16 protein-coding genes are annotated in these 22,492 nt (G+C 28.6%); 5 read left to right on the forward strand and 11 right to left on the reverse strand.

What is annotated here, in order from left to right:
- Positions 1-356 precede the first annotated feature (356 nt).
- Positions 357-2,375, forward strand: coding sequence for a hypothetical protein (locus GCL60_RS14250; RefSeq protein ID WP_153421349.1), 2,019 nt, complete (start codon positions 357-359; stop codon positions 2,373-2,375).
- Between the two features lie 3 nt (positions 2,376-2,378).
- On the opposite strand, the gene GCL60_RS14255 is transcribed toward GCL60_RS14250, so the two are convergent.
- Genes GCL60_RS14255 through bioB form a run of 3 tightly spaced genes read right to left on the reverse strand, consistent with a single transcriptional unit; the run spans position 2,379 to position 6,847 of the window.
- Positions 2,379-4,598: an aminotransferase class III-fold pyridoxal phosphate-dependent enzyme gene (locus tag GCL60_RS14255; protein WP_153421350.1), complete on the reverse strand. Its 2,220-nt coding sequence runs from the start codon at positions 4,596-4,598 to the stop codon at positions 2,379-2,381.
- A 19-nt stretch (positions 4,599-4,617) separates the two neighbouring features.
- Positions 4,618-5,817: an aminotransferase class I/II-fold pyridoxal phosphate-dependent enzyme gene (locus tag GCL60_RS14260; RefSeq protein ID WP_153421351.1), complete on the reverse strand. Its 1,200-nt coding sequence runs from the start codon at positions 5,815-5,817 to the stop codon at positions 4,618-4,620.
- Positions 5,807-6,847 carry a biotin synthase BioB gene (bioB, locus tag GCL60_RS14265; protein WP_202614035.1) on the reverse strand — a complete coding sequence of 347 codons (1,041 nt, stop codon included), beginning with the start codon at positions 6,845-6,847 and terminating at the stop codon, positions 5,807-5,809. Before bioB ends, GCL60_RS14260 begins: the two co-directional genes overlap by 11 nt.
- 168 nt (positions 6,848-7,015) lie before the next feature.
- Here bioB and GCL60_RS14270 point away from each other — a divergent pair, with 168 nt between their 5' ends.
- Both GCL60_RS14270 and GCL60_RS14275 read left to right on the forward strand, forming a co-directional pair.
- The gene (locus GCL60_RS14270; protein WP_153421352.1) at positions 7,016-8,335 is read left to right on the forward strand and encodes a beta-ketoacyl-[acyl-carrier-protein] synthase family protein; all 1,320 of its coding nucleotides are present in this window, start codon (positions 7,016-7,018) and stop codon (positions 8,333-8,335) included.
- Between the two features lie 31 nt (positions 8,336-8,366).
- Positions 8,367-10,301 carry a glycoside hydrolase gene (locus GCL60_RS14275; RefSeq protein ID WP_161998228.1) on the forward strand — a complete coding sequence of 645 codons (1,935 nt, stop codon included), beginning with the start codon at positions 8,367-8,369 and terminating at the stop codon, positions 10,299-10,301.
- Position 10,302: 1 nt separating this feature from the next.
- On the opposite strand, the gene GCL60_RS14280 is transcribed toward GCL60_RS14275, so the two are convergent.
- The 4 genes from GCL60_RS14280 to GCL60_RS14295 all read right to left on the reverse strand — a co-directional run bounded on the left by GCL60_RS14280 (position 10,303) and on the right by GCL60_RS14295 (position 13,894).
- On the reverse strand, positions 10,303-11,019 hold the full coding sequence (locus tag GCL60_RS14280) for a hypothetical protein (RefSeq protein ID WP_153421354.1): 717 nt from the start codon (positions 11,017-11,019) through the stop codon (positions 10,303-10,305).
- 18 nt (positions 11,020-11,037) lie between these two features.
- Positions 11,038-12,246 carry a tetratricopeptide repeat protein gene (locus GCL60_RS14285; RefSeq protein ID WP_153421355.1) on the reverse strand — a complete coding sequence of 403 codons (1,209 nt, stop codon included), beginning with the start codon at positions 12,244-12,246 and terminating at the stop codon, positions 11,038-11,040.
- Positions 12,247-12,340: 94 nt separating this feature from the next.
- Positions 12,341-12,979, reverse strand: coding sequence for a hypothetical protein (locus GCL60_RS14290; RefSeq protein ID WP_153421356.1), 639 nt, complete (start codon positions 12,977-12,979; stop codon positions 12,341-12,343).
- A 33-nt stretch (positions 12,980-13,012) separates the two neighbouring features.
- The gene (locus GCL60_RS14295; protein ID WP_153421357.1) at positions 13,013-13,894 is read right to left on the reverse strand and encodes a hypothetical protein; all 882 of its coding nucleotides are present in this window, start codon (positions 13,892-13,894) and stop codon (positions 13,013-13,015) included.
- A gap of 45 nt (positions 13,895-13,939) precedes the next feature.
- On the opposite strand from GCL60_RS14295, the gene tyrS reads away from it, so the two are divergent.
- Positions 13,940-15,205 (forward strand): tyrosine--tRNA ligase, encoded by a 1,266-nt coding sequence (gene tyrS / locus GCL60_RS14300; protein ID WP_153421358.1) that lies wholly within the window; start codon positions 13,940-13,942, stop codon positions 15,203-15,205.
- 63 nt (positions 15,206-15,268) lie between these two features.
- Positions 15,269-16,594 carry a hypothetical protein gene (locus tag GCL60_RS14305; RefSeq protein WP_153421359.1) on the forward strand — a complete coding sequence of 442 codons (1,326 nt, stop codon included), beginning with the start codon at positions 15,269-15,271 and terminating at the stop codon, positions 16,592-16,594.
- A gap of 4 nt (positions 16,595-16,598) precedes the next feature.
- Here the strand turns inward: GCL60_RS14305 and GCL60_RS14310 are convergent, their stop codons facing one another.
- The 4 genes from GCL60_RS14310 to GCL60_RS14325 all read right to left on the reverse strand — a co-directional run bounded on the left by GCL60_RS14310 (position 16,599) and on the right by GCL60_RS14325 (position 22,423).
- The gene (locus GCL60_RS14310; protein ID WP_153421360.1) at positions 16,599-17,849 is read right to left on the reverse strand and encodes a S8 family peptidase; all 1,251 of its coding nucleotides are present in this window, start codon (positions 17,847-17,849) and stop codon (positions 16,599-16,601) included.
- Between the two features lie 128 nt (positions 17,850-17,977).
- Positions 17,978-18,757 carry an SDR family NAD(P)-dependent oxidoreductase gene (locus tag GCL60_RS14315; protein WP_153421361.1) on the reverse strand — a complete coding sequence of 260 codons (780 nt, stop codon included), beginning with the start codon at positions 18,755-18,757 and terminating at the stop codon, positions 17,978-17,980.
- 9 nt (positions 18,758-18,766) lie between these two features.
- The gene (locus GCL60_RS14320) at positions 18,767-20,656 is read right to left on the reverse strand and encodes an ABC transporter ATP-binding protein (RefSeq protein ID WP_153421362.1); all 1,890 of its coding nucleotides are present in this window, start codon (positions 20,654-20,656) and stop codon (positions 18,767-18,769) included.
- A gap of 9 nt (positions 20,657-20,665) precedes the next feature.
- Positions 20,666-22,423, reverse strand: coding sequence for an ATP-binding cassette domain-containing protein (locus GCL60_RS14325; RefSeq protein ID WP_153421363.1), 1,758 nt, complete (start codon positions 22,421-22,423; stop codon positions 20,666-20,668).
- Positions 22,424-22,492 lie beyond the last annotated feature (69 nt).

Here is a 22,492-nt window from a genome sequence, read left to right on the forward strand (position 1 = left end):
AGTAAAATTATTTTAATTTAAAATCTTAAAAAATTCTTATAAAAATTATCAAATCAATTAGGAATAAAAAAATTTCAAAAATGATGTTTTCTTAATGCTAAATAATAAATTTAATTTAAAAAATTTATATAATATTAAAATTTCAAAATAAATATTGCAAATTACAATTAATTAATTTAAAATACACTTAATTGAGTTAAATATTTATTATTAGTATATAAATTTAACAAAATTTTTCTTAATTTCAAATATATAATAGCCAAATTTAATAACTAATTATTGAATAAAATAAATAGTTATTAAAATTTAATTTTTGTAGCCCTATATTTTTAAAATATTATAAAGGAGAAGTTTTTATGAATAAAAATATAATAAATTTATCCATATTGTCATTTTATATTTTCCCGTGTGCCTTTGCAAAAGTGAATGAGACAAGCATCGATCAAGGAGTTATAAATCAATCATCAGAAGAACAACTACAAATTTATCCTCAAAGAAATGAAGCATCTCCTTCAAGAAATATACCTAATTTCGTTTACAGAGCTTCAATAACAGAACCTACTTATACTTATATTTTTGGCATTACCAGATCGAGAGGAAGAGAAATAAGCACAGATTTATCTAATTATATATTAAATCATTACATAAATTTACAAGATAATTCTTTTGAATATTATAATAATCAAAACCCAATCAATGAAAGAATGGGAGCAAGAAGCCAAAATTCATTTATAAGTACATACAGAAATCCAAGCAATGCCTATAGAGATGCTTTTAACTTTGTCAGAGCATATAGTTCTAATTTTAATTATTCACCTACAATTATGACGATATATGTTTATGCAATTCGCCCTAGTGACAATTTTATTAGCGTAACAGATACCTATGAAAGAGTTTTTCAATCTGCTCAACAAAACTCAATACTTCATGAAAATTTAAGACAACTCGATGGAATGTATAATAATGATGATCAATATTTAGCAATTGGAAACATAGCGAGTTCTCAAATAGCTTATGCGGATGAATACCGTTACAATCATTTAAGAAGGCGTTATGAATATTCTGAAAGAATTCCCAATGTAAATTTCAATAACCCAAATTCTGAACTCAGATTCAATAATTATCCAATTGGCACAATACCTGCAAGACTTCCTGAACAAAATAGAAGTCAATCAGAAATAACTTGCCATATTCAATCACGTCCTAATAACGAAACAGGTTCTCGTGAAAAAAGAAGCATGTTTGAAAAACATGACATTGTAAATACTGAAATTTGTCCTTCAATAAATACAAATGAATCCTCTAAAATTTTATCTCCAAGTGATCTATTTCAAAATAAAGCAATTGAGATAAGCGTTTTAGATAATTATGGAAAAAAAATATGTTTAGCACCATATGATTTTTATTTATCTTACTCAGAATGCAATAATAAAAACAAATGGATTTATACAACAACAGGACAACTCATTGCAGATGTGAATGATGGAAAATATTCGCAATATTATTGCTTAAGTAAGGGACATAAAGATGACAAGTATCCACTTTATCCAAGAATGAAAATTTGTGACTTAAATGATAAAGATCAAATTTGGCAATTTTTAGGAAATAAAAAAGATGGATTTACGCTTTCATTAAAATCAGGAGAAAAATTAAAATTAAATGAAAATGAATATTTTATAAATTTTAATAATTCTTCTTCAAAATTAAAATCTATAAAAATAGAAAATTATGAAGATATTTTTTTAAATATATCCGAACCATTAGTACAATTTTCTGTTAACATAAATTTTGCTATAAAATATTATCATTATGAGCGCGTATTTTCTAATAATTATTTTATCATTCGCTCTACAAATAAAATATATCCAGAATATAAAGGCATGTATAGTGATACTCTAGAAAATAAACCTGAATATATAAATTATTACAATGCTCATAACCATGCATTATTTTCAAATTATGGCTATTTAAATACCAATGGCCCTCAAGTTTGTTACACCTCAAATCAAGTCATAAATGGATCTCCAGCTTGGGATTGGGTGAGTGTTGAATATTGCTCAACGAAAGATTTTGTAGAAAATAAATATCAATGGTATTTTAAAAATAAGAATGGCATTTATCAAATATTTGATTCTGGAAATAATATTTTAAGGAACAATGGCGATAAAACTTATTTTTATACCGCAGGTAACATGTGGACGGATTCTACGAAGTTTTATCAAAGCTACTTATTAGATGAGATTTTAAAAAATTATATTAACAAAATAAATCAAAAAATATCAGTTTTAAAAGACATTGATAATTTAAAAAATGAAAACGCAAATTATTATGGCCTAATTACAGTGCAAAGACATTTTGAAGATTTATTAAAATAAATTTTATTCATTTTTTACAAGTTCGTAAACGCTTTTTAAAATATTTTTAAGTTCTACAGCTCCTGTATTAAATCCAGATAAAATATAAATTATATTTCCTAATGGTCTAACTTCAAGAGACATTTGTTTTAATTGTTGAACAATTTTTTTAGAACGTGTTGAGGTATAGTCTGAGTTTTTATCTTTTAGTCCAAATGCAAAAATACTTCCCAAGGTAAAAACTTTTTCTATATTTGGCAAACAAGAAAATTCATTTACAATTTCTTCGTCCCAAGGAATATCCAAACAATTTAGCTCTTTATTAAAATTCTTTGAGTCACAAGTTTCTTCAATAGCTTCAACAGCAACAGCACAGCCAACTGGGTTTGCTGCATAAGAATGCCCATGTAATAAAGCCTGAGAAATAGAATCGCCTAAAAAGGATGAAAAACACTCTTCATTTGCTAAAGTAACAGACAAAGGCATTAATCCTCCAGTCAATAATTTAGCGTAACATGCTATATCTGGTTTTTCATCAAGTAAAACAGAAGCGGATATTTTACCCAGTCTCCAAAATCCAGTAAAAACTTCATCAAAAATAATAGGTATTTTTCTTTTTCTGCATTCTTTTACTAATATTCTTTGAAAAAGAGGATCTACAAATTTCATGCCTCCCGCGCCTTGAACAACGGGCTCCAAAAGTAATGCTCCAATTAAAAAATCAGAACCTTCAAGAATAAACATTTGGCTTTGTATATAATTTAAGTAAATATTAGCTAAATCAGTGCTATTTCTATCTAATGAAAATACTTCGCCAATAGAATTGATATTTAATTCAAATTTTTGATTTGAATTAAAAGATTCAGGAATAGTAACAAAATGTTTTCGATCTTTTAAATATACGGTAGGATAATCAAACCAATAACCTTTGGGCTCATACCAATAATCTGTTTTTTTATAAGAATTTGGATTTGTCGCATCCATCGCCGCATGAGTGTCACCATGATAGGAGTCCTTTAATCCTAAAATGTAAATATCTTTTTTGTGCATCATGATTTCTTTTTGAGGTAACCCAAACGATTTTCGAAAAGCAATTTTTAATGCGACTTCTATTGCTGTAGAGCCATTATCTGAAAAAAAAGCTCTTTGCGCCCAACCTTTTCCAACTGTAGCCATTAATTTCTGAGTTAACTTAACAACAGGTTCATGAATATTACCAGGAAACATGACATGACCATATTTTCCAGCAGCACTTGCAGCTGCATGAGATAATCTAGATGAAGCATGCCCAATTCCTTGAGTCCACCAACTTGCCGAAGCATCAAAAGATTTATGTGTTAATATATTTTGATTTCTTAAATTTTTAATATCAACAAATGTTAAGTTATCTTTAAATGCACTATCAATCACCCGTGGCTCTATTTGCAGCCCATGTTGAGTAAAAGGCCACCAGATATTTTCTTTTGCAACTTCAATGTAATCATCAATAATTTGAATTTTGCTAACATGATAACTCGTTAAATGTTGAAAAACTTCTGAAAATTTTTCTTCATTTTCTTTAAACCAAACATCAAGCGGCTTTTTTATTAGAGTTTCATTTTTAGGTAAATTAGATTCTACAATATTTTGAAAAGAATAAACGGGAAATTTATTTTTATAATATTTTTGTAAAAATAAAGAATTTTCATCTTTGCCATCAAACATTAAAATACAGGCAATATCAAAACCTCTAGATTCTATTAAGGCGATTGAACTTATCGTACAGGAAATACCACCTAATTTTGAATCTGCAATAAAAACAACAGGAAGTCTTAATTCACGAAAAACATCACACTGTAATTGACCTTGTAATGTTGGAGAAGCCACACCACCTGAGCCTTCAATTAAAACAAATTGAGCTTCATTTGTTGTGATTTCTTCTTCAATAATAGAGATCATTTTATCATCTAAAAAGTGTTCTTTCATTTCAGACTCTTCATGATATTTATCTTGTATTATTGCACGATGAGGTGACACAGGATTTGACATTGAGAAAATTGTTTTTGTCAAAACAAATTCTGAGGGGTTATAATTTTTTACAAATGAGGAATCAGAATCAAAAGGAAAACCAGTTTGAACTGGCTTAATATATAAAAGTTTTAAACCATTTCTAACCGCCGCCATAGATATGCCAGTTGAAAAAACAGTTTTTCCTAAATCTGTATTCGAAGCCATTACATAATATGATGGGAATTTAGTTAGCATTAATAGTTTTTCCTTTATATTAAGTAAGGTAACTAAAAAGAAGATCTATATCTTCTTTTGTATGACCTGCTCTTAAAATAACTCTAAATCGTGATGTTCCTTTAGGGATTGAAGGCGGTCGAATTGCTTTTAGTAATAAACCTTGGTCCAAAAAAAACGACTCTTTTTCCATTATATTTTTATTATCTTTATAAACTAAAGGAAATATATTTGAATAGTGATTATCAAAATTAAATTTATTAAAATCAAATTCTAAATTTTTATCTCTCAAAAATATAATATTTTTTTTGAAATATTCCATATTATTTATTAATTTTTTTCTTCTTTCGTTACCTTCTTCACTAAAGATAATATCCAAAGATTTATTAACTGCTCCTGTTAAAAAAGGTGATACAGCTGTTGAATAAATAAGAGGTCTTGCTTTTTGTAAAATTCTTTCTTTTAATTGAAAGTAATCTGTTGAAATAAAACCACCAGATACACCAATTGCTTTTCCACAACCAAATACAGACGCTAAAATAAAGGGTTTTAAAAATGAGTTAGCTAAACTCCAACTTCCATTAGTAGGATAAGTACCAACAGAGTGAGTTTCATCAATGATAAGCATAGCACCAAATTTTTGGCAAACCTCTAAAAGTCTATGCGGATCAGAATAGTCTCCATCCATTGAATAAAGTGACTCAACTATAATAATTTTTACTTTAGCAGTTGAAGAATTCAATTTGAAATTAAGATGATCATATTCATTATGCTTAAATTGATCATATTTAATATTTGAATTTTTTAATCCATAAAATAAACTTGAATGACATCTATGGTCTATAAAAATATGCTGGTCAAAATTATTTTCTTCCCATAAAAAAGGAGATAACCCGTCAAACAAGGATATATTAGCTGTAAATCCAGTTGGAAAAAACAAAGAATGTTTAAATCCTGTCCTTTTTGAAAAATTTGATTCTAGTATTTCAATTCCCGGATCAGTTTGAGTTACCATTCGAGAACTCCCAGAACCTGCTCCAAAATTTAAAGCGGACTGATACCCCTCGTCAATAATTCTTTTATCATTTCTTAAACTTAAATAATCATTTGTTGAAAAGTCAACTTTAATATTATTTAAGTTACCTTGCTGATAAAAAGGAAATATTTTTCTATAATTCAAACTCATTTTTACAGATTGATTTGATTTTTCCCATGTATCAAATAAATAATTAAAGGACATTCAAATTTTCTTTATCTAATGGTTTTGTCATATCATCAATTAATTGATTATCAAAAGTATAACCAGGAAGCGGTGAAGTTAATAACACTTCTCCAGAAAATATGGAGTTTGCTCCTGCCGTTAGACAAAGAATTTGGGCTTCTCTGCTCATATCCATTCTACCTGCCGATAAACGAATTCTTGCTTTTGGTAATAAAATTCGTGCAACAGCTATTGTTCTAACAAAATGTAAAATGTCTAGATCTTTTGTATTTTCTAGTGGAGTTCCATCGAATTTTACTAAAAAATTAATAGGAACACTTTCTGGTTGTGGGTCCATAGTTGCCAAAAAAGCAATTAATTTCATTCGATCGTCAGAAGATTCACCCATTCCTAATATACCACCACAACAAACATTTATGTCGTTATTTCGCACATGACGTAATGTTTGCACACGATCTTGAAACTTACGTGTTGTAATTACTTTTGAATAATAATCTTTTGAAGTATCTACATTATGGTTGTAGTAATCTAGTCCAGCTTCTTTTAACTTTAATGCCTGTTCTTCATTTAACAAGCCTAAAGTAACACAAGCTTCCATACCTAAAGATTTAACTTCGCGAATAGCATCTAAAACTCTATCAAATTGTTCACCACGTGGTGGTTTTCTCCAAGCAGCGCCCATACAAAAACGCTCTGCTCCATTGGCTTTTGCTGCTTTTGCTTTTTCGACAATATCATTTACTTCCATAAGTGGATGTTTTTTAATATCGGTTTCATATCTTGCACTTTGTGGGCAATAAGAACAATCTTCTGGGCAAGAACCTGTTTTAATAGAAAGCAAAGCACTTCTTTGAATATCAGCTTCAGGCCAGTTTTCTTTATGAACGACGGCTGCTTCTTGAATCAATTGCAAAAATGGTTTTTTATAAAGTGTAATTGCTTTTTGATATATTGCTTCATCATAATCTTCACTTATTGTTTGAACTGAATTAGAATTACATTGAAGCTTTCCAAGCTGATTGTCTTGGGATTCTATAATAGGTTCCACCAAAATCTCCTCTAAAAAACATTTCACATAAAAGACCTCAATATGTCTTACATTTATAGATTATTCCTGTAAAGTGCATTTGCATTATGAATTTTTGATTAAAAAGGATTATTGTTATAAATAGCAATGATTGTTTTTATAAAGGGCTGAAAAATTGAGGTCAAATACATGATTAATTCAAACCTAAAAACACCTGTATTTGCTAATATAAAATCTAGTTTTTGCTATCTTGCTGCAAATAAAATAACAAATTTAGATATTGCTAAAGATATTTGTTTGGAAAATAAATCCTTATCTGACGTCTCCATGTCCATATTAAAACATACAGGCATTTTTGAAAGAAGATACGCCCAACCTGAAGAAGCTGCTAGTGATTTAGCTATAAAAGCTATTTTAAATTCATCTCTTAATCTTAATGAGATTGAAGCATTAATTGTTGCAACAACTTCAGGAGATTATCCATCTCCCGCGACAGCCCATCTTGTTCACAAAGGATTAAAATTAAATAAAAATGTGCATTGTCTCGATATTGCAAGTTCATGTACCAGTTTTATTTCTGCTCTAAGAGGTTCTTTAGGATTTGTTGCAACCAACTCAAATACAGTTGTTATTGCTACAGAGGTTAAAAACAAAGGCTTATTGAAAAAAGATTTAAGAACACGATCTTTATTTGCAGACGCTGCATCTGGAGTTTATTTAGAAAAAAATAACTCAAAAAACAATCCCGATCTATTTCTATTTTGTTACCAAGAAAGTATTTCGTCTCTTTCGGATAGAATTTATATTCCAGTAGGAGGCTCAAGAGAGCCAACTAATATAAATAATATTCATAGAAATAAATTAGAATTAAATAATCCGAAAGAAACTTTTTTTCAAATAGTAAAATCTATATCTGAAGCAATTGAAAAAAGCTTAGAAACAAGACAAAATTATATTAAAGAAAATTTTGAATTAGATCCTGTTTACATTCCAGGATTAATTTTTATACATCAAGCAAACAAAAATATTATTAAAGAAGTGAAATCAAGATTTCACAAAAATATTGCAGATAAAATTCCTATTTTAATGGGCGATATTGGAAATTCAGTTTGTGCTTCTTTACCTGTTTTAAGAACAAGAGTTTTATTCTTAAAAAGCATATTTTTTAGTAATCAAAAAATAATATCAAAAAAAGATTTAATACCTTATTTCATTCAATTATGTAATGAAAATAATGAATTTAGATTTATACATAAAGAGAAAGGAATATTATTTTCTTCTTATTGGCAAAATGAATCAATTGATATTTTTGATGATGGTTGTGATAGTCTTGAAAATTCTTGGCTAAACAAAATATCCGAAGATGAATTTAATCAACTTCAAACAGCATTTCAAAATGAGAACATATCTTGCCAAAATAAATCTGTACGCTTAAAATACATTGATATTTGGATTGCAGCTGGCGGTGGTTTCCAAACATTAGCAATGCTTCATGGGAAAGTTTATTAATATATTAAATATAGAAAAGGCATTTATTTTTATGAATTTATTGTTAAAAAAATATTCTTTTATATTTTCCATTTCATTATCATTCCCTTTATTTGCTTTTGCAGATCAAGAATTTGTAGAAATAAAACTTGATAATTGGACTGCTGAAATTAATCCAAGAACGCTAGAAGTAATTGGAAAAATGGATGAAAAATCAACCTCAATTGCTACTCCTGTAACAGAGAATCTTGGTGAATATAAAAATTTATTAAACTCACCAAATAAAACATCTTGGAATTATCCAGAAAAAAATTTAAATGTTGAAATTTCTAAAAATAAAAATCAAATTATATTTAAATTTACCTCTTCTAAATCTCAAACATTTGAATGGCCAAGCACTTTACAAGCAAATATTTCTGAAACAAATAATTCTGAAAATATTATATTACCAGATGGTGAAGGGCTTTTAATCCCAGTAACGGATCCATTTTGGCTAGTAAATTTTGAAAAGTACAACGCTACAAATTATTCTATGCAAGATCAATTAACAATGCCATTTTTTGGCAATATAACCGATGATAATACTGTATCTTATATATCTGATAGCTCTTTAAACAATACAATTAAAATATTAAAAAACAAAGATACATTATTTGTTCAACAAGAACATGTTTTTAGACAAAAAGATAATTATGCACCTTATATTGTAAAAATTAATTTAGATAATAAGAAAAACATATTAGCTCCTGCTATACATTTTAGAAATAATTTAATTGAAAAAAAAGAGTTTATTACATTTAAACAAAAAAAAGATATAAACCCAGAAATAGATAAATTATATGGAGCTCTTCATGCTTATATTTGGGGAACTGGAAGAACAGAGCAGGCTCTCGATCTTTTATCTTCTTTGGGAATTAAAAATTTATGGATTGGTTACGATGAAGGAAAAAATGATAAATACAAAGTAAATAAAAAATTCATAGAAAAAGCAAAAAAGTTATGTTACCTTATCGGGCCTTATGACACTTGGGAAAATATACAAGATCCAAAAACAGCGGACACGCCCTTGTCTATTTTTCCAAATGCTTGGCCGAAAGCAGCTATTGTAAATGAAAATGGGAAAAAAATGCCTGGTTTTCATAATAGAGGTTACGAAGCAAGTTCTGAATATTTTGCAAGACAAAAACCTATAAATAAAGATCTTTATGATCGCGCTGAAAAATTTAAATCCACAGGAATTAATAGTTACTTTTTAGATGTTGATGCCACAGGAACCGTTCACGATGATTATTCAGAAGATCATCCTATGAACACAGCAAAAGACATGCAAAATCGAATCACACGATTAAAGCATTTAAGAGATATGAAATTTGTTTTAGGATCTGAAACAGCAGTTTATTGGGCTGTACCTTATCTTTCATTTGCACATGGAAATAATGCTGTATTTAATAATCCGCATTGGACTCTAGCCAGAGATAAAAAAGCATATGGTCGCTGGTTTCCAAATGAGCGTCCTGAGTTCTTTTTTAAATCTATTTTAGCCCCAAAAGATTATGAAGACACAAAATATAACCCATTATATAGAATTCCCTTATTTCAAACTGTTTTTCATGATAGCATTATAACTACTGATAGATGGGAAATACCAATAACAAAATTTAAAAATTTAAAAGAAAAAAGATTATTAATTGGTTTGCTTTATGGTGTACCTTCTATCTGGTCATTAGATATCAAACAAATTAAAGATTATTCTAAAGATTTAAAAAAAATCTCAGCTTTTTTTCAAACGTATCATAAAAAAATTGGAGGAGTTCAGCTAACTAAATTTTCATATTTAACAGAAGATAAATTAGTTCAACAAACTCAATTTGGCGAGATAGCAACTGCTACAGTAAATTTTTCAAACAGAATATATAATAATATACCTGCTAATAGTATTGAGATTTTTTATATAAAAGAAAATAAAAAAGAAATATTTACTCCGTAACTTATTTTTTTATATCTTCATAAAAAACTTGCTCAAAGACTCTTCTTTCATCTGACATAGTATAAGATGCTTTTGTTTCTTTAACTAAATTTACTGAAAACTCAAGCACTTCTTTTAAATCACAATTTTGAATTCCTTTTTTTAAAAACTTAATCATCCCTTCATTCAATTTTCTTTGCGCTGTTAAAGCGTGCTCTATTCTTTGTGTTTGAATATCTTCAAAGTTTAAAGATTGAATCATTGTATAAACTTGAGGTCTTAATCTTTCTTCTAAACGGGAAACACTTTCAATTCTTTTTGATATCTCAGACCAGATTTGGTCAAAAGCATTGCTAGCATTTGCAGAACCTGCTGCGTTTGTTGAATTTGCAGCATTTGTTTTATTTGAATCATTTGTTTTATTTGTATCATTTTTATCTTGCCCAGACGCTTCAGCAAAAATATCATCTGCCCTAAAATTAGCTCTTTGATTTAATGCTGTAGCCTCAGAACCCGCTTTACTAAACAAACTTTCATATATTTCTTGAGCACTTTGTCCTTCTTCGACAACAAGATTATCCATCTTTTGAATTGCTTCAGACATGGCTTCGACAAAAGCTCTTACATTAGATTGTAAGTCTATGAGTTGATATTCCATTAAAATAGAAAAATGAAAAAGAAGTTGCATGAGCATTTGCTCTGAACTTTGTGCTTTTGCAAACGGTAATTCTTTTTCCATTACAATTCTCCGCTCAAATCATTCTTCAATACTGGCACCTAATTCTGTTAATTTATCCTTAGCTTTGGTATAATTTGCATCAATTTTAAGGATTCTTCTTAAAATCTTAATCGCTTCATCTTTTTTATCCCAAAGAACTAAGGTAATTGCTTTATTAAACAAGACAAGATGGTTATCGGGTTGTTTCTTCAAAATCTGATTATAGGTTTGTAAGGCTTTATCAAAATCTTTTGAATCTCGGTAACAAATTGCTAGCGAGTTCGCAAAACTCACATTTTCAGGATCCAACCGTACTGCATCTTTTAGTAATTTTAGGGCATTAGGATAGTCTTTTTTAACAAAGTAACAATAACCTAATCTTTCAATAATATAAGGATGTCTTAATCCAGCCGTTGTTCCAATCATTAAAAGCTGAATACATTCATCAATTTTATTTTGTTTTATTAAAGATTCCGTACAGCCTTCATAACGGATAATATTCATTGGGCTTAACGAAAGCGCTTTTTTTAAATCCTCTAATGATTTTGCATCATCATTCATAGCTGCATATATATCTGCACGGACAACATAAGCATGAATATAATTTTCATTTTTTGCGATACCCGAATTTACATAAGTTAACGCTTCATCCATTTGTTTTAGGGCAAGTTTTGTCCTTGCCATTCCAATATAGGGGCGCGCTGCTTTATCTGAAACTTGCGTCAATTTTTCATAAACTTTAAAAGCTTGCTCATAATCTTCAGTACGTAATTTTGATTTTGCAAATTCATAAACACGTTCAGGGTTTTTTGGATTGATAAATGCACTATAAGCACTTCTAATTTTAGGTAACAAATCTCCTTGCGATATAGGACGAATTAATATGTCATCTATTCCCATTTCTAGGGCATACATTAATTCTGCTTTATTTAAAGCTTTTGAAACCAGAATAAAGGCAGGGCGATAGACAGCAGGATCTTCATTAAGTTCCTTTATCATATCATAGCCGTTTAAAACTTCAAGATCATCGCCTTCTAAAGCTATATGTGCAGGTTTTACTTTCAGTTCAGCTAAGGATGCATGACCGTCCCTATCTGTCCTAACATTATTAAAACCTAATTTATTTAGATGGTGTTTGATGATTAAACGAATTTCATTATGAGTTTCACCCACATGAATGAGAAGGTCTGTACTAAATGGGTCTGGAGGACTTAATCCAAACATCTTAAAAAGATCAGAATTGTCCACACTCAACAACCTCCAGATTAAAGCATCACATTTTAAATAACCTTAAAAAATATGCGCTTTATTAAGAATGCTGAGAGTATGAATATTTTTAGAACTAACCGCCAAGTCCTGTTGCAAGAAGCTTTCTTCCTTGAGGAAAAAGAACTTCAATTTTATTCAAACCACTTTCAGCGACCACAAAGCCTATTCCAAAAGATTTATGATGAACTATTTCACCAGGTTTAAATCGTACGGAAGCCTTATACTCTTTAGCTTGAGAGACATTATTTTTTTGAGCGCTCAACCGAGCTTCATAATTTGCAATGTCTTCTGTGGTTCCAGACTGCATACTTAGAGGCAATTGGTGATTTCCTTTTGACACTCTACTATCTGAATCCTCTTTTTTACGCGATTTTGCTTTAGCTTTGCTTTTCTTTTTAGGAGAACCATCCTCTCCTATTAAGACTTTTGCTCCAGCATCTAAGTCTAAATCCTGTTCTTCATCTCGTTCCATTTCTCGTTTCCCTCCTTTTGCTAAAGCAGCTTCTGATTTTGGTGAACGATATTGTTTCTCTGACTTACAAGTGTTGCATTGCACCCTGCCAGGTTTGTTATTAGCTTCAATAGTTACAATAGTATGAGTTAAATTCATCTTGCAACGATTACAGTATGCTAAAATGTCATGACCCACACGCGATGCGGATTTAGACTGAGACGAAATAAAAAGAGAATTAGGGCCGTCCGTAATTGCCATTTTTCCTCCAAATGGATCTGACATATTTAAAAATTAAAGAGAGAAGGCGAGTTCAACTCCCGCTGTTTGCCTGATTGTTGTATCATCGGAATCAGTCTTGACAAGCGTATAATAGAGATGAAGTACTGGTGCTTTGAAAAAAATTCCAGACCCCCAAAAAAATCGGCTGTGATTTGGATTGTATCCAATGCTTCCTTTGAGATCAAAATATGATTCAGTAGCAATATTAATCCCGCCTACAACGCTTTGAAATCCATTATTAGAATCAATGAGCGCATCTGTACTAAGTGTGACATACTTATTTAAGGTAACAATAGAAACTCCTACATCTGTAATATTAGCATTATATTTATCAAAAAGGCCATTTGTACTCAAGCCTAAAAAAAGAGGATTTTCTGGTGATAAATTAATTTGGTAAAATAGACCTGCTCCCATTAAATAATTATCTTTTTTCCATGACCAATTTTCAAATAAACTAAGTTGCTGATATTCACCAGAGAGACCAACACTTAAGTTTGGAATTGAAGGAATTTGATACCCTAGTCCAACTTTAAAACTCCGATCACGGGTTCTCGTATCGTTAGGAATCGTTTCTCTACCACGAAATACCATGGCTACAGGAGTTGTTGTTGAATCAAAAACTCCGGCTTCAATTAGATCAAAATCTTTTTGCCAAGAACCACCTCCAAAAACAGAATATTGTTTTTTTAGTGCTGGCAATATTGCTGGGTTTGCGTCCATCATAGAAGCATCACCTGGAGCTGAAGCCCCTGCTCCACTGGAAGCAGCAAAAGAAGATGTTGGAGCATTTATCGCTTTTGAAGGTTTTATATCCTCTGCATTTGATGAAAAAGAAATCATAAGGTTTGATAAACAAAACTGGACAAGAAATATTTTCTTTAGTTTAAAAGACATAATGGGCTCCAAAGGATGCTTTCCATATAGAAAGGGCAGAAAATCATGACATCAAACAATTCTTTTATCACGAAACTCCGTAAACGAAGTCTAATTGCACAAATTAGCCACGAAGAAGAATTAGAACAACTGCTCCAAAAAGGAAATCAAAATGAAAAAGGAGAGAGATATTCTGTCTATTGTGGTTTTGATCCTACGGCAGCAAGTCTGCATGTTGGTAATTTAGCAGCCTTAATGATGTTAAGACGCGCTCAAGATGCAGGTTTGCAACCTATTGTTTTATTCGGTGGAGCCACAGGACTCATCGGAGATCCGACAGGAAGAACCGAAATGAGACCCATGAATACAAAAGAACAAATAGCATCATATATAGAAAACTTTAAATTACTTGTGAATCGTTATTTTCGTTTTGATGTGCCTAATCCACCAATATTTGTAAATAACATTGATTGGATTGGCAAAATGAGCTGGATAGATTTTACAAGAGATGTTGGAAGTCATTTTACTGTAGCAAGATTATTATCTGCAGAAGTAAATAAAACCCGCTTTAATGAAGGCGGACTTACATTTATGGAACTTGGTTATCAATTGCTACAGTCTTTTGATTTTCTCCACCTATATAAAAATTATAATTGCGTAATGCAATTTGGTGGAGATGATCAATGGTCAAATATCCTAAGTGGTGCTGATTTAATTCGAAGAGTAAATAGTGGAAAAGCATTTGCTGTTACAACTCCTCTTTTAGTTGGAAGTGATGGGAAAAAATTTGGAAAAACAGCTGGAAATGCAGTTTGGCTCGATCCTAATTTAGTGTCACCTTATGATTTTTACCAATTTTTTAGGAATGTTCATGATGCAGATGTCCTTAAAATGTTTCAGGTGTTTACTCTTTTAAATACAAATGAAATTGAAGATATTTTTTCAAATCCAAATATCAATCAAGTTAAAGAAAAAATGGCATTCGAAATTACAAAAATTGTTCATGGTGAAGAAGAAGCTATGAAAGCATTAGAGGCTTCTAAAATTCTTTTTTCAGGCCAAACGGGAGATCTCTCTCACGCTCCATGCATTTTCCTAACAAAAGTAGAATTAGAAACAGGAATAGATATTTTATCATTAATTATGAAATGTGGTTTTTCTCAAAGTAGAGGGGAAGCACGAAAACTTGTCCAAGGTAATGGACTTAATTTTAATGGCGAAAAACTTATAGATTTTAATTATAAAATATCTGAAAAAGATTTTAATACAGAACAAAATGCTATTATATTAAGAAAAGGAAAAAAGGATTATCATCTTGTAAAAATGAAATAAACTGCTAACATAAAACATAGTTTTAATAAACTAAACTATATTTTATGAGAAGGTTATGCCATTATGAAAAAAATCATTACGCATATTCTATTAACAGTTTTTTTGATTTTTTTTAATATTTCGTGTATTCCAAATTTTTTAAAAAATAATGACTCTATCCCCTATGGTTTTGAAAAAATTGATTTTTCACCACTTCAAAACCCACGAGAAATGACAAGAGCTTCACTAGACAAAAGTACCAATTCTCTTAATAGTTTAAATAATATATTTGTCAATTATAGCGAAAATATTATCAAACAAAAAGAAAATTTTATAAATAAAGATCAAGTTTTAAACGAAATATTGACAGAAGATATATTAAATAATTTTGTCCAAAATTTGCCCGATTTTATAGATAATAATTCCCTAACAAGAGCAATAAAAAATTTAGACCCATCGAGTTTTGTTATTACAACTACACCTTTAAATTTAGATTCCTCACTAAAAAACATAGATACAAGTAACATTTTTATACAATTAACAGGACAACAGCAAAAAGTAACAAAATTAAATCAAATTCAGTATTTTGATGAAAATGGTATTTTAATGGATAACAGTAATATAAGTTCAAATTTTTTTGTAAATACTTATTATGCAAGAAATTTAAATTCTAACTGGAATTTTCCATTAAATAACTCAACAAATTCAAACAGCAATTGGGAATTATTAGTACAATGTATTTCCGCTCAAATAAAAATACTAAATAAAAATATTACATACAATATTCCTTCTTGGCCAAGAGTATCTATAATACAATTAAATCCAAATTTAACAAATACAGATAAATATATATTAATAAAAAACAATTTATTTCTTGATCTTATAAAAACTCAAAGCTTTATTCCAGTAGGAAATATGAATTCAAGAACATTAAGAATTTTTAATAACTCTAATATTAATTTTTCACCACAAAGCTCTATTTATTATTCTTTAAAAACTATTGACACACCATCAAATCCACTTATCGGGAAAAATTATATATATTTTCAAGATGGAATGACAAGTTTTTTTTCTAGATTTATTTCTGGAGAAATTGATAAAGAAAATATTATAAATACATTTGTAAGTTGGCAAGCATTAATTAACAAATCATGGTTTGATATAACAAGAAAATTAGATCCTTCTTATAATGTTCCTTATTATTCAAATATAATTCCTTTAAACTTTTTAAATAATAAAAATTTACCTGTAAATAATTCAAGTTCAAAAGACTTTCAAACTGGCGGAATTCACTATATTGACCCTAATGACAAAACAAATTTATTAAATATACCCAATTTAATTGATGCTTCATCTATTGGTTTAAATGAAACAATATTAACAAATATCTGCAATAATATTACAATATAAATTATTATTGAATATTTGAAAAACCCAAGTCTATAAAAGCTTTTGTGTCTAATCTTCCATATTTTGTTAAAGTAATATTTTTTGAAGAATAAATTGGATTATAGTAAGAATTAGCACTTGAAAATAAGTGATTTAATAAAGTATTTAAATCTGTATTTGGAAATAAACCCAAGTAAATAGAAATTGCAGAAGCAACTAAGGGCCCAGAAAAACTTGTACCACCAACTGTATCAATAGAACCATTTTTACTATTTAAATCAATTTGAGAACCTTGAGCAGATAACTCAATACTATCTCCATAATTAGAAGAACTTGCTAAACTTAAATTATATGCATGCGAAGCAACAGTAATCATATTATTTAAATTATAGGCTGCAGGATAGGTTGGAAATTTATTAAAATTATTACCATCATTACCAGCTGCAACAATAAATATAACACCACTTTTAGATGCATTAGATATTACAATTTTTTCAGCCATTTCTACATTTTGATCTGGTTCTTGAAGATATGATAAACTTAAATTAACAATTTTAGCACCACTATATACAGCTGTATCTAATGCTGCAGCAAGTTGCATAGAACCATAATTTTTCATATCATCACTTATATTATCTTCAGCAAAATTAATTTTAACTGAATTCAGCTTAACATTTTTCGCGTAAACATTTAATAATGAGTTTCCTTTTGTTATTCCAGTAAAAATTGATGCAATATATGTTGCATGAGATGACCAGCTACTTGTATCAATTATTCCAGTTAAATTATAACTAGAAACTAAATTGTTTTTTATTTGAATTGTTGCAGGAATAACTCCTGAATCAATTATCGCCACATTGACAGGATTTAAAGTTAAATTTTTAGCGCTAATTTCACTATACGTTTTATCAAAGTTTGCTTCGCAATAAGAACTATTGCAATTTGATAAGTCTGTTTGTATTTTGTAATTATTTAAACTATTCATCCGTATTTTTATATTTTCAAATGGTAAATTATAAATATTAGTTAGATAAATATAATTATGAGATTGTTTCCCTATATTTATTTCTTTAACAGCGACCATATTTGGAACAGATTTAAATCTATAAACTACATTTTGACCATATGATAGAAGCTCTTCATCTGTCATTCCTGTTTCAATAACATAAGCACCATCAGAAGATGTTTGAACTTTATCATCAAAAGGATTAAATTTTGAACAAGAACATAAAAAAATAGCGTTTAATATAAAAATTAATAAAATATATTTATACATTTTAACCTATTAAATAATAATGGTTTTCTAATATAAATAAATTATATCAAAAACAATTAATTATTCAATAGGTCAATTAAATAAAATAAATTGGTATGCAATTATTATTTAGTTAAAAAGAATTAGAATTATTTATATGCAAATATTTCATTTTTATCTGCCAAATAAAGCTTTCCATGAGAATTATTTCTCATAGGAGAGTCTGTAAATAAAAAATTATAAATATTTTCAGCAGATCTTTTAGGATCCATTAATTCTTTATTTTGTATCATTTTTTTATATATTTTTACAATTTCTAAATCCGAAGGAGAATTTTGAATCACATTATTTACCATATCTGTTAAAACAGCTCCAGGATGAACAGAAAGACAGGTTAGCTCATCCATGGCAAAACGTTTTGACAACCATTGAAAATATAATAAACATGCTGATTTTGTAGCTCCATACAATTCCAAACCAGGAAAAGGATCGACAGCCGCCAAAGAAGAAAGATGAGCAACAAACGGAGTAATGCTAGATTGAGCATCATTTTTGCTCATAATAAAAGGAAGGATATCTTCAATTATTTCAGCGCAAGAAAAATAATTCACCCTCATAGCTTCTGCCTGAGATTGCCAGAACAAGTGTTTTTCAGCTCGATTCGATTCACTTACTCCCAAAACAGGCATTACTCCCGCACCGTATATAAATCCTGCAATGGATTTTCCATATAAACTTTTAGATAATTCTAAAATTGGTGTTTCCTTAATTGGATTTAATAAATCCCACCAAATAAACACATCTTCAAAACCACATTGCCCTCTTCCAAGATGAATGATTTTATAATTATTATCCTTAATCACTTTTGCTAACTCAAATCCAATTCCTCTTGAAAAACCTGTTCCTATAATCCACTTTTCAGTACTCATTTTCTCTCCTCAGTGTATCTTAGTTCCTTCAAAACTCTTAAATGCATTTAAAACTGATTTTGCAGATCCGTCCATTATAAGTTTACCAGAATCAAGCCAAAGGACACGATCACAATCTTCTATTGTTGAGAGTCTATGAGCGACAATTATTTGAGTCTTTCCCTGAAGAAATTTTTTTGTTGCGCTCACCAATATTTCTTCTGAATAAGGATCAATAGAACTTGTGGCTTCGTCCATCAAAATAATAGGACTATTTTTTAGTAAACAGCGCGTCATACAAATTAACTGTTTTTCACCCAAAGACAAATCCGATCCCTTTTCCTGTAAAAACGTGTCTAGGGATTTTTTATCATTAGATAGCATTTTTCCTAATCCAACAAGTTTAGCAACATAAATTATTTCATCATCACTCATATTTTTATTGGTTGTAAAGTTTTCTCGTAAGGTTCCAGAAAATATAGTTGGTTCTTGTGATATAAATGAAATTGCAGAACGGAATAAATTTAAATCTATATATTTATAACCTTCTTTCTTATCTTGACCCAAATCTGCTTCATAATTATTTATGCAAATACGTCCTTCATATAAAGAATAAAGATGAAAAATAGCTTGTATTAAACTTGACTTTCCGCTTCCTGTTTTACCGATAATCCCAATTTTTTCTCCATTTTTTACTTTAAAAGAAACATTTTTTAAAACAAAAGGTAAATTTTCACTATATCTCAATGACACATTATCTATTGTAATCTCTGCATTATCTAATTTAAATATATTTGAATTAAGAATATCATTATCCTCTTTTTTGGATAAAATTTTATGATTAGTTAAAAATTTAGCTTCACTCGGTAAAACACCTCCTTCTTCAAGATCACTTTTTAAATATTGATCCATTCTTTCTATTCCAGTTAGAGCTTCTTCTAATGCAGATACCCATTCAAAAAACACTTGAACAGTTGTTGATGTCATTAATATAAAGGTAAACCCAACGCCTAAACTTCCAACTGTAATAAACTTATTTTGAACCAGCCATACACCTAAAATTCCAGTCATAAGAAGCAAAGAAATGTTTAAAATAGACATTTGTAAAGAAAATAAATTTATATATAAATTTGTTTTCTTTATTTGCTTTAAATATTTTTCGATATTTTCGCTAAATTTCTTAATAAAAATTGAATCTTTTCCAAATACTCGTATTATCTTTGCGCCCTGAACAGTTTCTGCAAAATGCGCAATAGCAGGACTTCTTGATATACTTAAATTTCTTCTTTCTTTTCTTATTTTCAATTTATTTAATTTATATATATAATAATTTAAAAAGATAGAAACTAAAATTATCGGAAAAAAATAAAAGCTTGCTAATAATATTAATATTATATATAAAATCAAATCAAAAGTAATTGATAAAACTTCTGTTAAAGGACCTCCTGACATTCTTGTTATAGAAGAATAATCAGAACTAAATCTTGTTATAATTCTTCCTAAAGGATTCGTATCAAAAAAACGAATGGGAAATCTTGAAACACGTAGGGTAGTTTCATCATATAAAAGTGACGAAGAATAAGTTCCCATTCTTGAAACAAACACTCTAAATATAATAGATAAAAACAATCCTATAAATGACAATGACAATAATAAAAAAAGAAAATCATAAAAACTAAAATTAGAAAATATGTCGTTACTATTTCCGCAGTAAAGAGATCCTCTACATAAATGATCTGCCCATTTTCCAATAATATTTGCATTTATTAAGAGAAAAGCTCTACCTAAAAAACCAAGAATAATATAAAATATAAATTTATTTCTATATAACTTTATTGACATAGAAATAGTTTGAAAAATAGAACTTGAATATTTACCTGAAAACGATATTTCATTATTTATAAAATTATTTTTTTGCATTTTTTCTCCTTATGGAGATATCGAAGAAACAAAATCTCTGACAGATTCTGATCTATTGTAAATCTCATTAAAAGAACCATTTTCAATTATTTTTCCATTTCTTATAAATAAAACTTTGTCACACTTTGATAAAATTGAGAGTCTATGTGTTACGAGAATTCTAATTTTATTTTTCCAAACTGAATTAAATAAAACTTCATTAATTTTATCTTCTGTATTTACATCTAATGCACTTAAGCAATCATCTAATAAAATAATTGGCCTATCTGAAAAACAAGCTCTAGCAATTGCAACTCTTTGCTTTTGACCACCAGATAAATTAACACCTCTCTCCCCAATTTCTGTATCTAATCCAAAACTCATGTTTTCGTTTTTAATATCAAATTGAGATAATTCTAAACAATCTAATATTCTTTGATCTTGATAAGGAGAGGTATTATACTCAAAAGCAACATTATCTCTTAAATTAGAATTAATAATAAAATAATCCTGAGGAACATAACAAAAATAAGATCTTATTTGACTCAATGACATCTCTTCAACAGGCTTATTATTTATTTTAAATTCACTATAATTAACTTTTATGATATTTAATATAGCCTGTAAAATAAGACTTTTTCCAGAACCAATTTCACCAATTATAGCTATGAATTCATTTGATTTTATTTCTAAATTAATGTTATCTAATAATAACATACCATCAATTTTATAAGAAAGATTTTTTATAATAATATTGGTTTTTATATTGGAATCAAATTCAGGAGAGTAATTTACACTTTTTTCTTCAAGATTTTGATTCCAATAAGATTGAATTCTTTTTAATGATGTAAAACAATCAGAAAATGAAACAAGCATAATAGGCAACATGCGCATAGGACGTGTTAATAAAACTCCAAAAATCCATAAAAGACTAAAAATTTGTCCAGCTGAAATATCATTGCCTTTAACCTTAACAAGAATATATACAGACAAAATATTTACAAAAAATGGAGCTGAATAACCAATGGAATTCATAGTTGTTCCATTAGTAACCATTTGCAATCTATTTTTTGTTTCTACTATTCTTAAATCTTGAATTTTTTTTTCTATTACCCTTGTCCAACCAAGAGTCCTAATTATTCTTATATTTTGAATCCATTCATTGACATAACTCAAACGATTTGATGCATGTAGCTTACTTTTAAAAAAAAACTTACTTTGCCTAAATGCAAAAGAAAAATTTAAAAATAAGATAGAGAAAATAAGACAAAAAATTAATGATGGATTCATATCCAATATAAAAATGATAGCAATCGGAGCCATTAAAATAGGCAATACATATGACATAATGTTTGGAAATACTTCATCCATTAAAGTTGATGCTGTATGAATATCATTAGCATATATTGATAAAGAATGTCCTACAGATAATTTATTTTTATTGTCATTTTTTAATCTCAAAGCTTTAGAGTAAGTAATATCAGATAACCATTTTTTTATATAATTACTTTCACCATAACTTAAAATTTTACCAATGAAAAAAAGTAATTGTGATAAAAAAGCAAAAATAAACATAAAAAACAAACATTTATAAAAGATATTTTGAATTGATAATGTATTTATTTTTAATAAATTATCTAATAATATTTTTTGATAATAAGGAACCATAAGAGAGAATATAGTTGCTATTATAGAAATTAAAAATATATAAACCTTATAATGAGGCCTCATAAAAATAATTTTATAAAATAAATAATTATTTTCATTGTTATTGTTTTTTTTAAACATAAAAATTTGACTAACCTTATATATTAACTATTTACTAGCAATTTTATGAAATTTTAACATAAAATCATT

It is taken from the genome of Silvanigrella paludirubra, assembly GCF_009208775.1.
Lineage (GTDB): Bacteria > Bdellovibrionota_B > Oligoflexia > Silvanigrellales > Silvanigrellaceae > Silvanigrella > Silvanigrella paludirubra.

Excerpts from the sequence above, each read along its gene's own strand:
- GCL60_RS14275 (WP_161998228.1), top strand. The coding sequence starts at position 8,367 with ATGAATTTATTGTTAAAAAAATATTCTTTTATATTTTCCATTTCATTA.
- GCL60_RS14270 (WP_153421352.1), top strand. The coding sequence starts at position 7,016 with ATGATTAATTCAAACCTAAAAACACCTGTATTTGCTAATATAAAATCT.
- GCL60_RS14310 (WP_153421360.1), bottom strand. The coding sequence starts at position 17,849 with ATGTATAAATATATTTTATTAATTTTTATATTAAACGCTATTTTTTTA.
- GCL60_RS14280 (WP_153421354.1), bottom strand. The coding sequence starts at position 11,019 with ATGGAAAAAGAATTACCGTTTGCAAAAGCACAAAGTTCAGAGCAAATG.
- GCL60_RS14260 (WP_153421351.1), bottom strand. The coding sequence starts at position 5,817 with ATGTCCTTTAATTATTTATTTGATACATGGGAAAAATCAAATCAATCT.
- GCL60_RS14305 (WP_153421359.1), top strand. The coding sequence starts at position 15,269 with ATGAAAAAAATCATTACGCATATTCTATTAACAGTTTTTTTGATTTTT.
- GCL60_RS14255 (WP_153421350.1), bottom strand. The coding sequence starts at position 4,598 with ATGCTAACTAAATTCCCATCATATTATGTAATGGCTTCGAATACAGAT.
- GCL60_RS14295 (WP_153421357.1), bottom strand. The coding sequence starts at position 13,894 with ATGTCTTTTAAACTAAAGAAAATATTTCTTGTCCAGTTTTGTTTATCA.
- GCL60_RS14290 (WP_153421356.1), bottom strand. The coding sequence starts at position 12,979 with ATGGCAATTACGGACGGCCCTAATTCTCTTTTTATTTCGTCTCAGTCT.
- GCL60_RS14250 (WP_153421349.1), top strand. The coding sequence starts at position 357 with ATGAATAAAAATATAATAAATTTATCCATATTGTCATTTTATATTTTC.
- GCL60_RS14325 (WP_153421363.1), bottom strand. The coding sequence starts at position 22,423 with ATGTTTAAAAAAAACAATAACAATGAAAATAATTATTTATTTTATAAA.
- GCL60_RS14315 (WP_153421361.1), bottom strand. The coding sequence starts at position 18,757 with ATGAGTACTGAAAAGTGGATTATAGGAACAGGTTTTTCAAGAGGAATT.
- GCL60_RS14320 (WP_153421362.1), bottom strand. The coding sequence starts at position 20,656 with ATGCAAAAAAATAATTTTATAAATAATGAAATATCGTTTTCAGGTAAA.
- tyrS (WP_153421358.1), top strand. The coding sequence starts at position 13,940 with ATGACATCAAACAATTCTTTTATCACGAAACTCCGTAAACGAAGTCTA.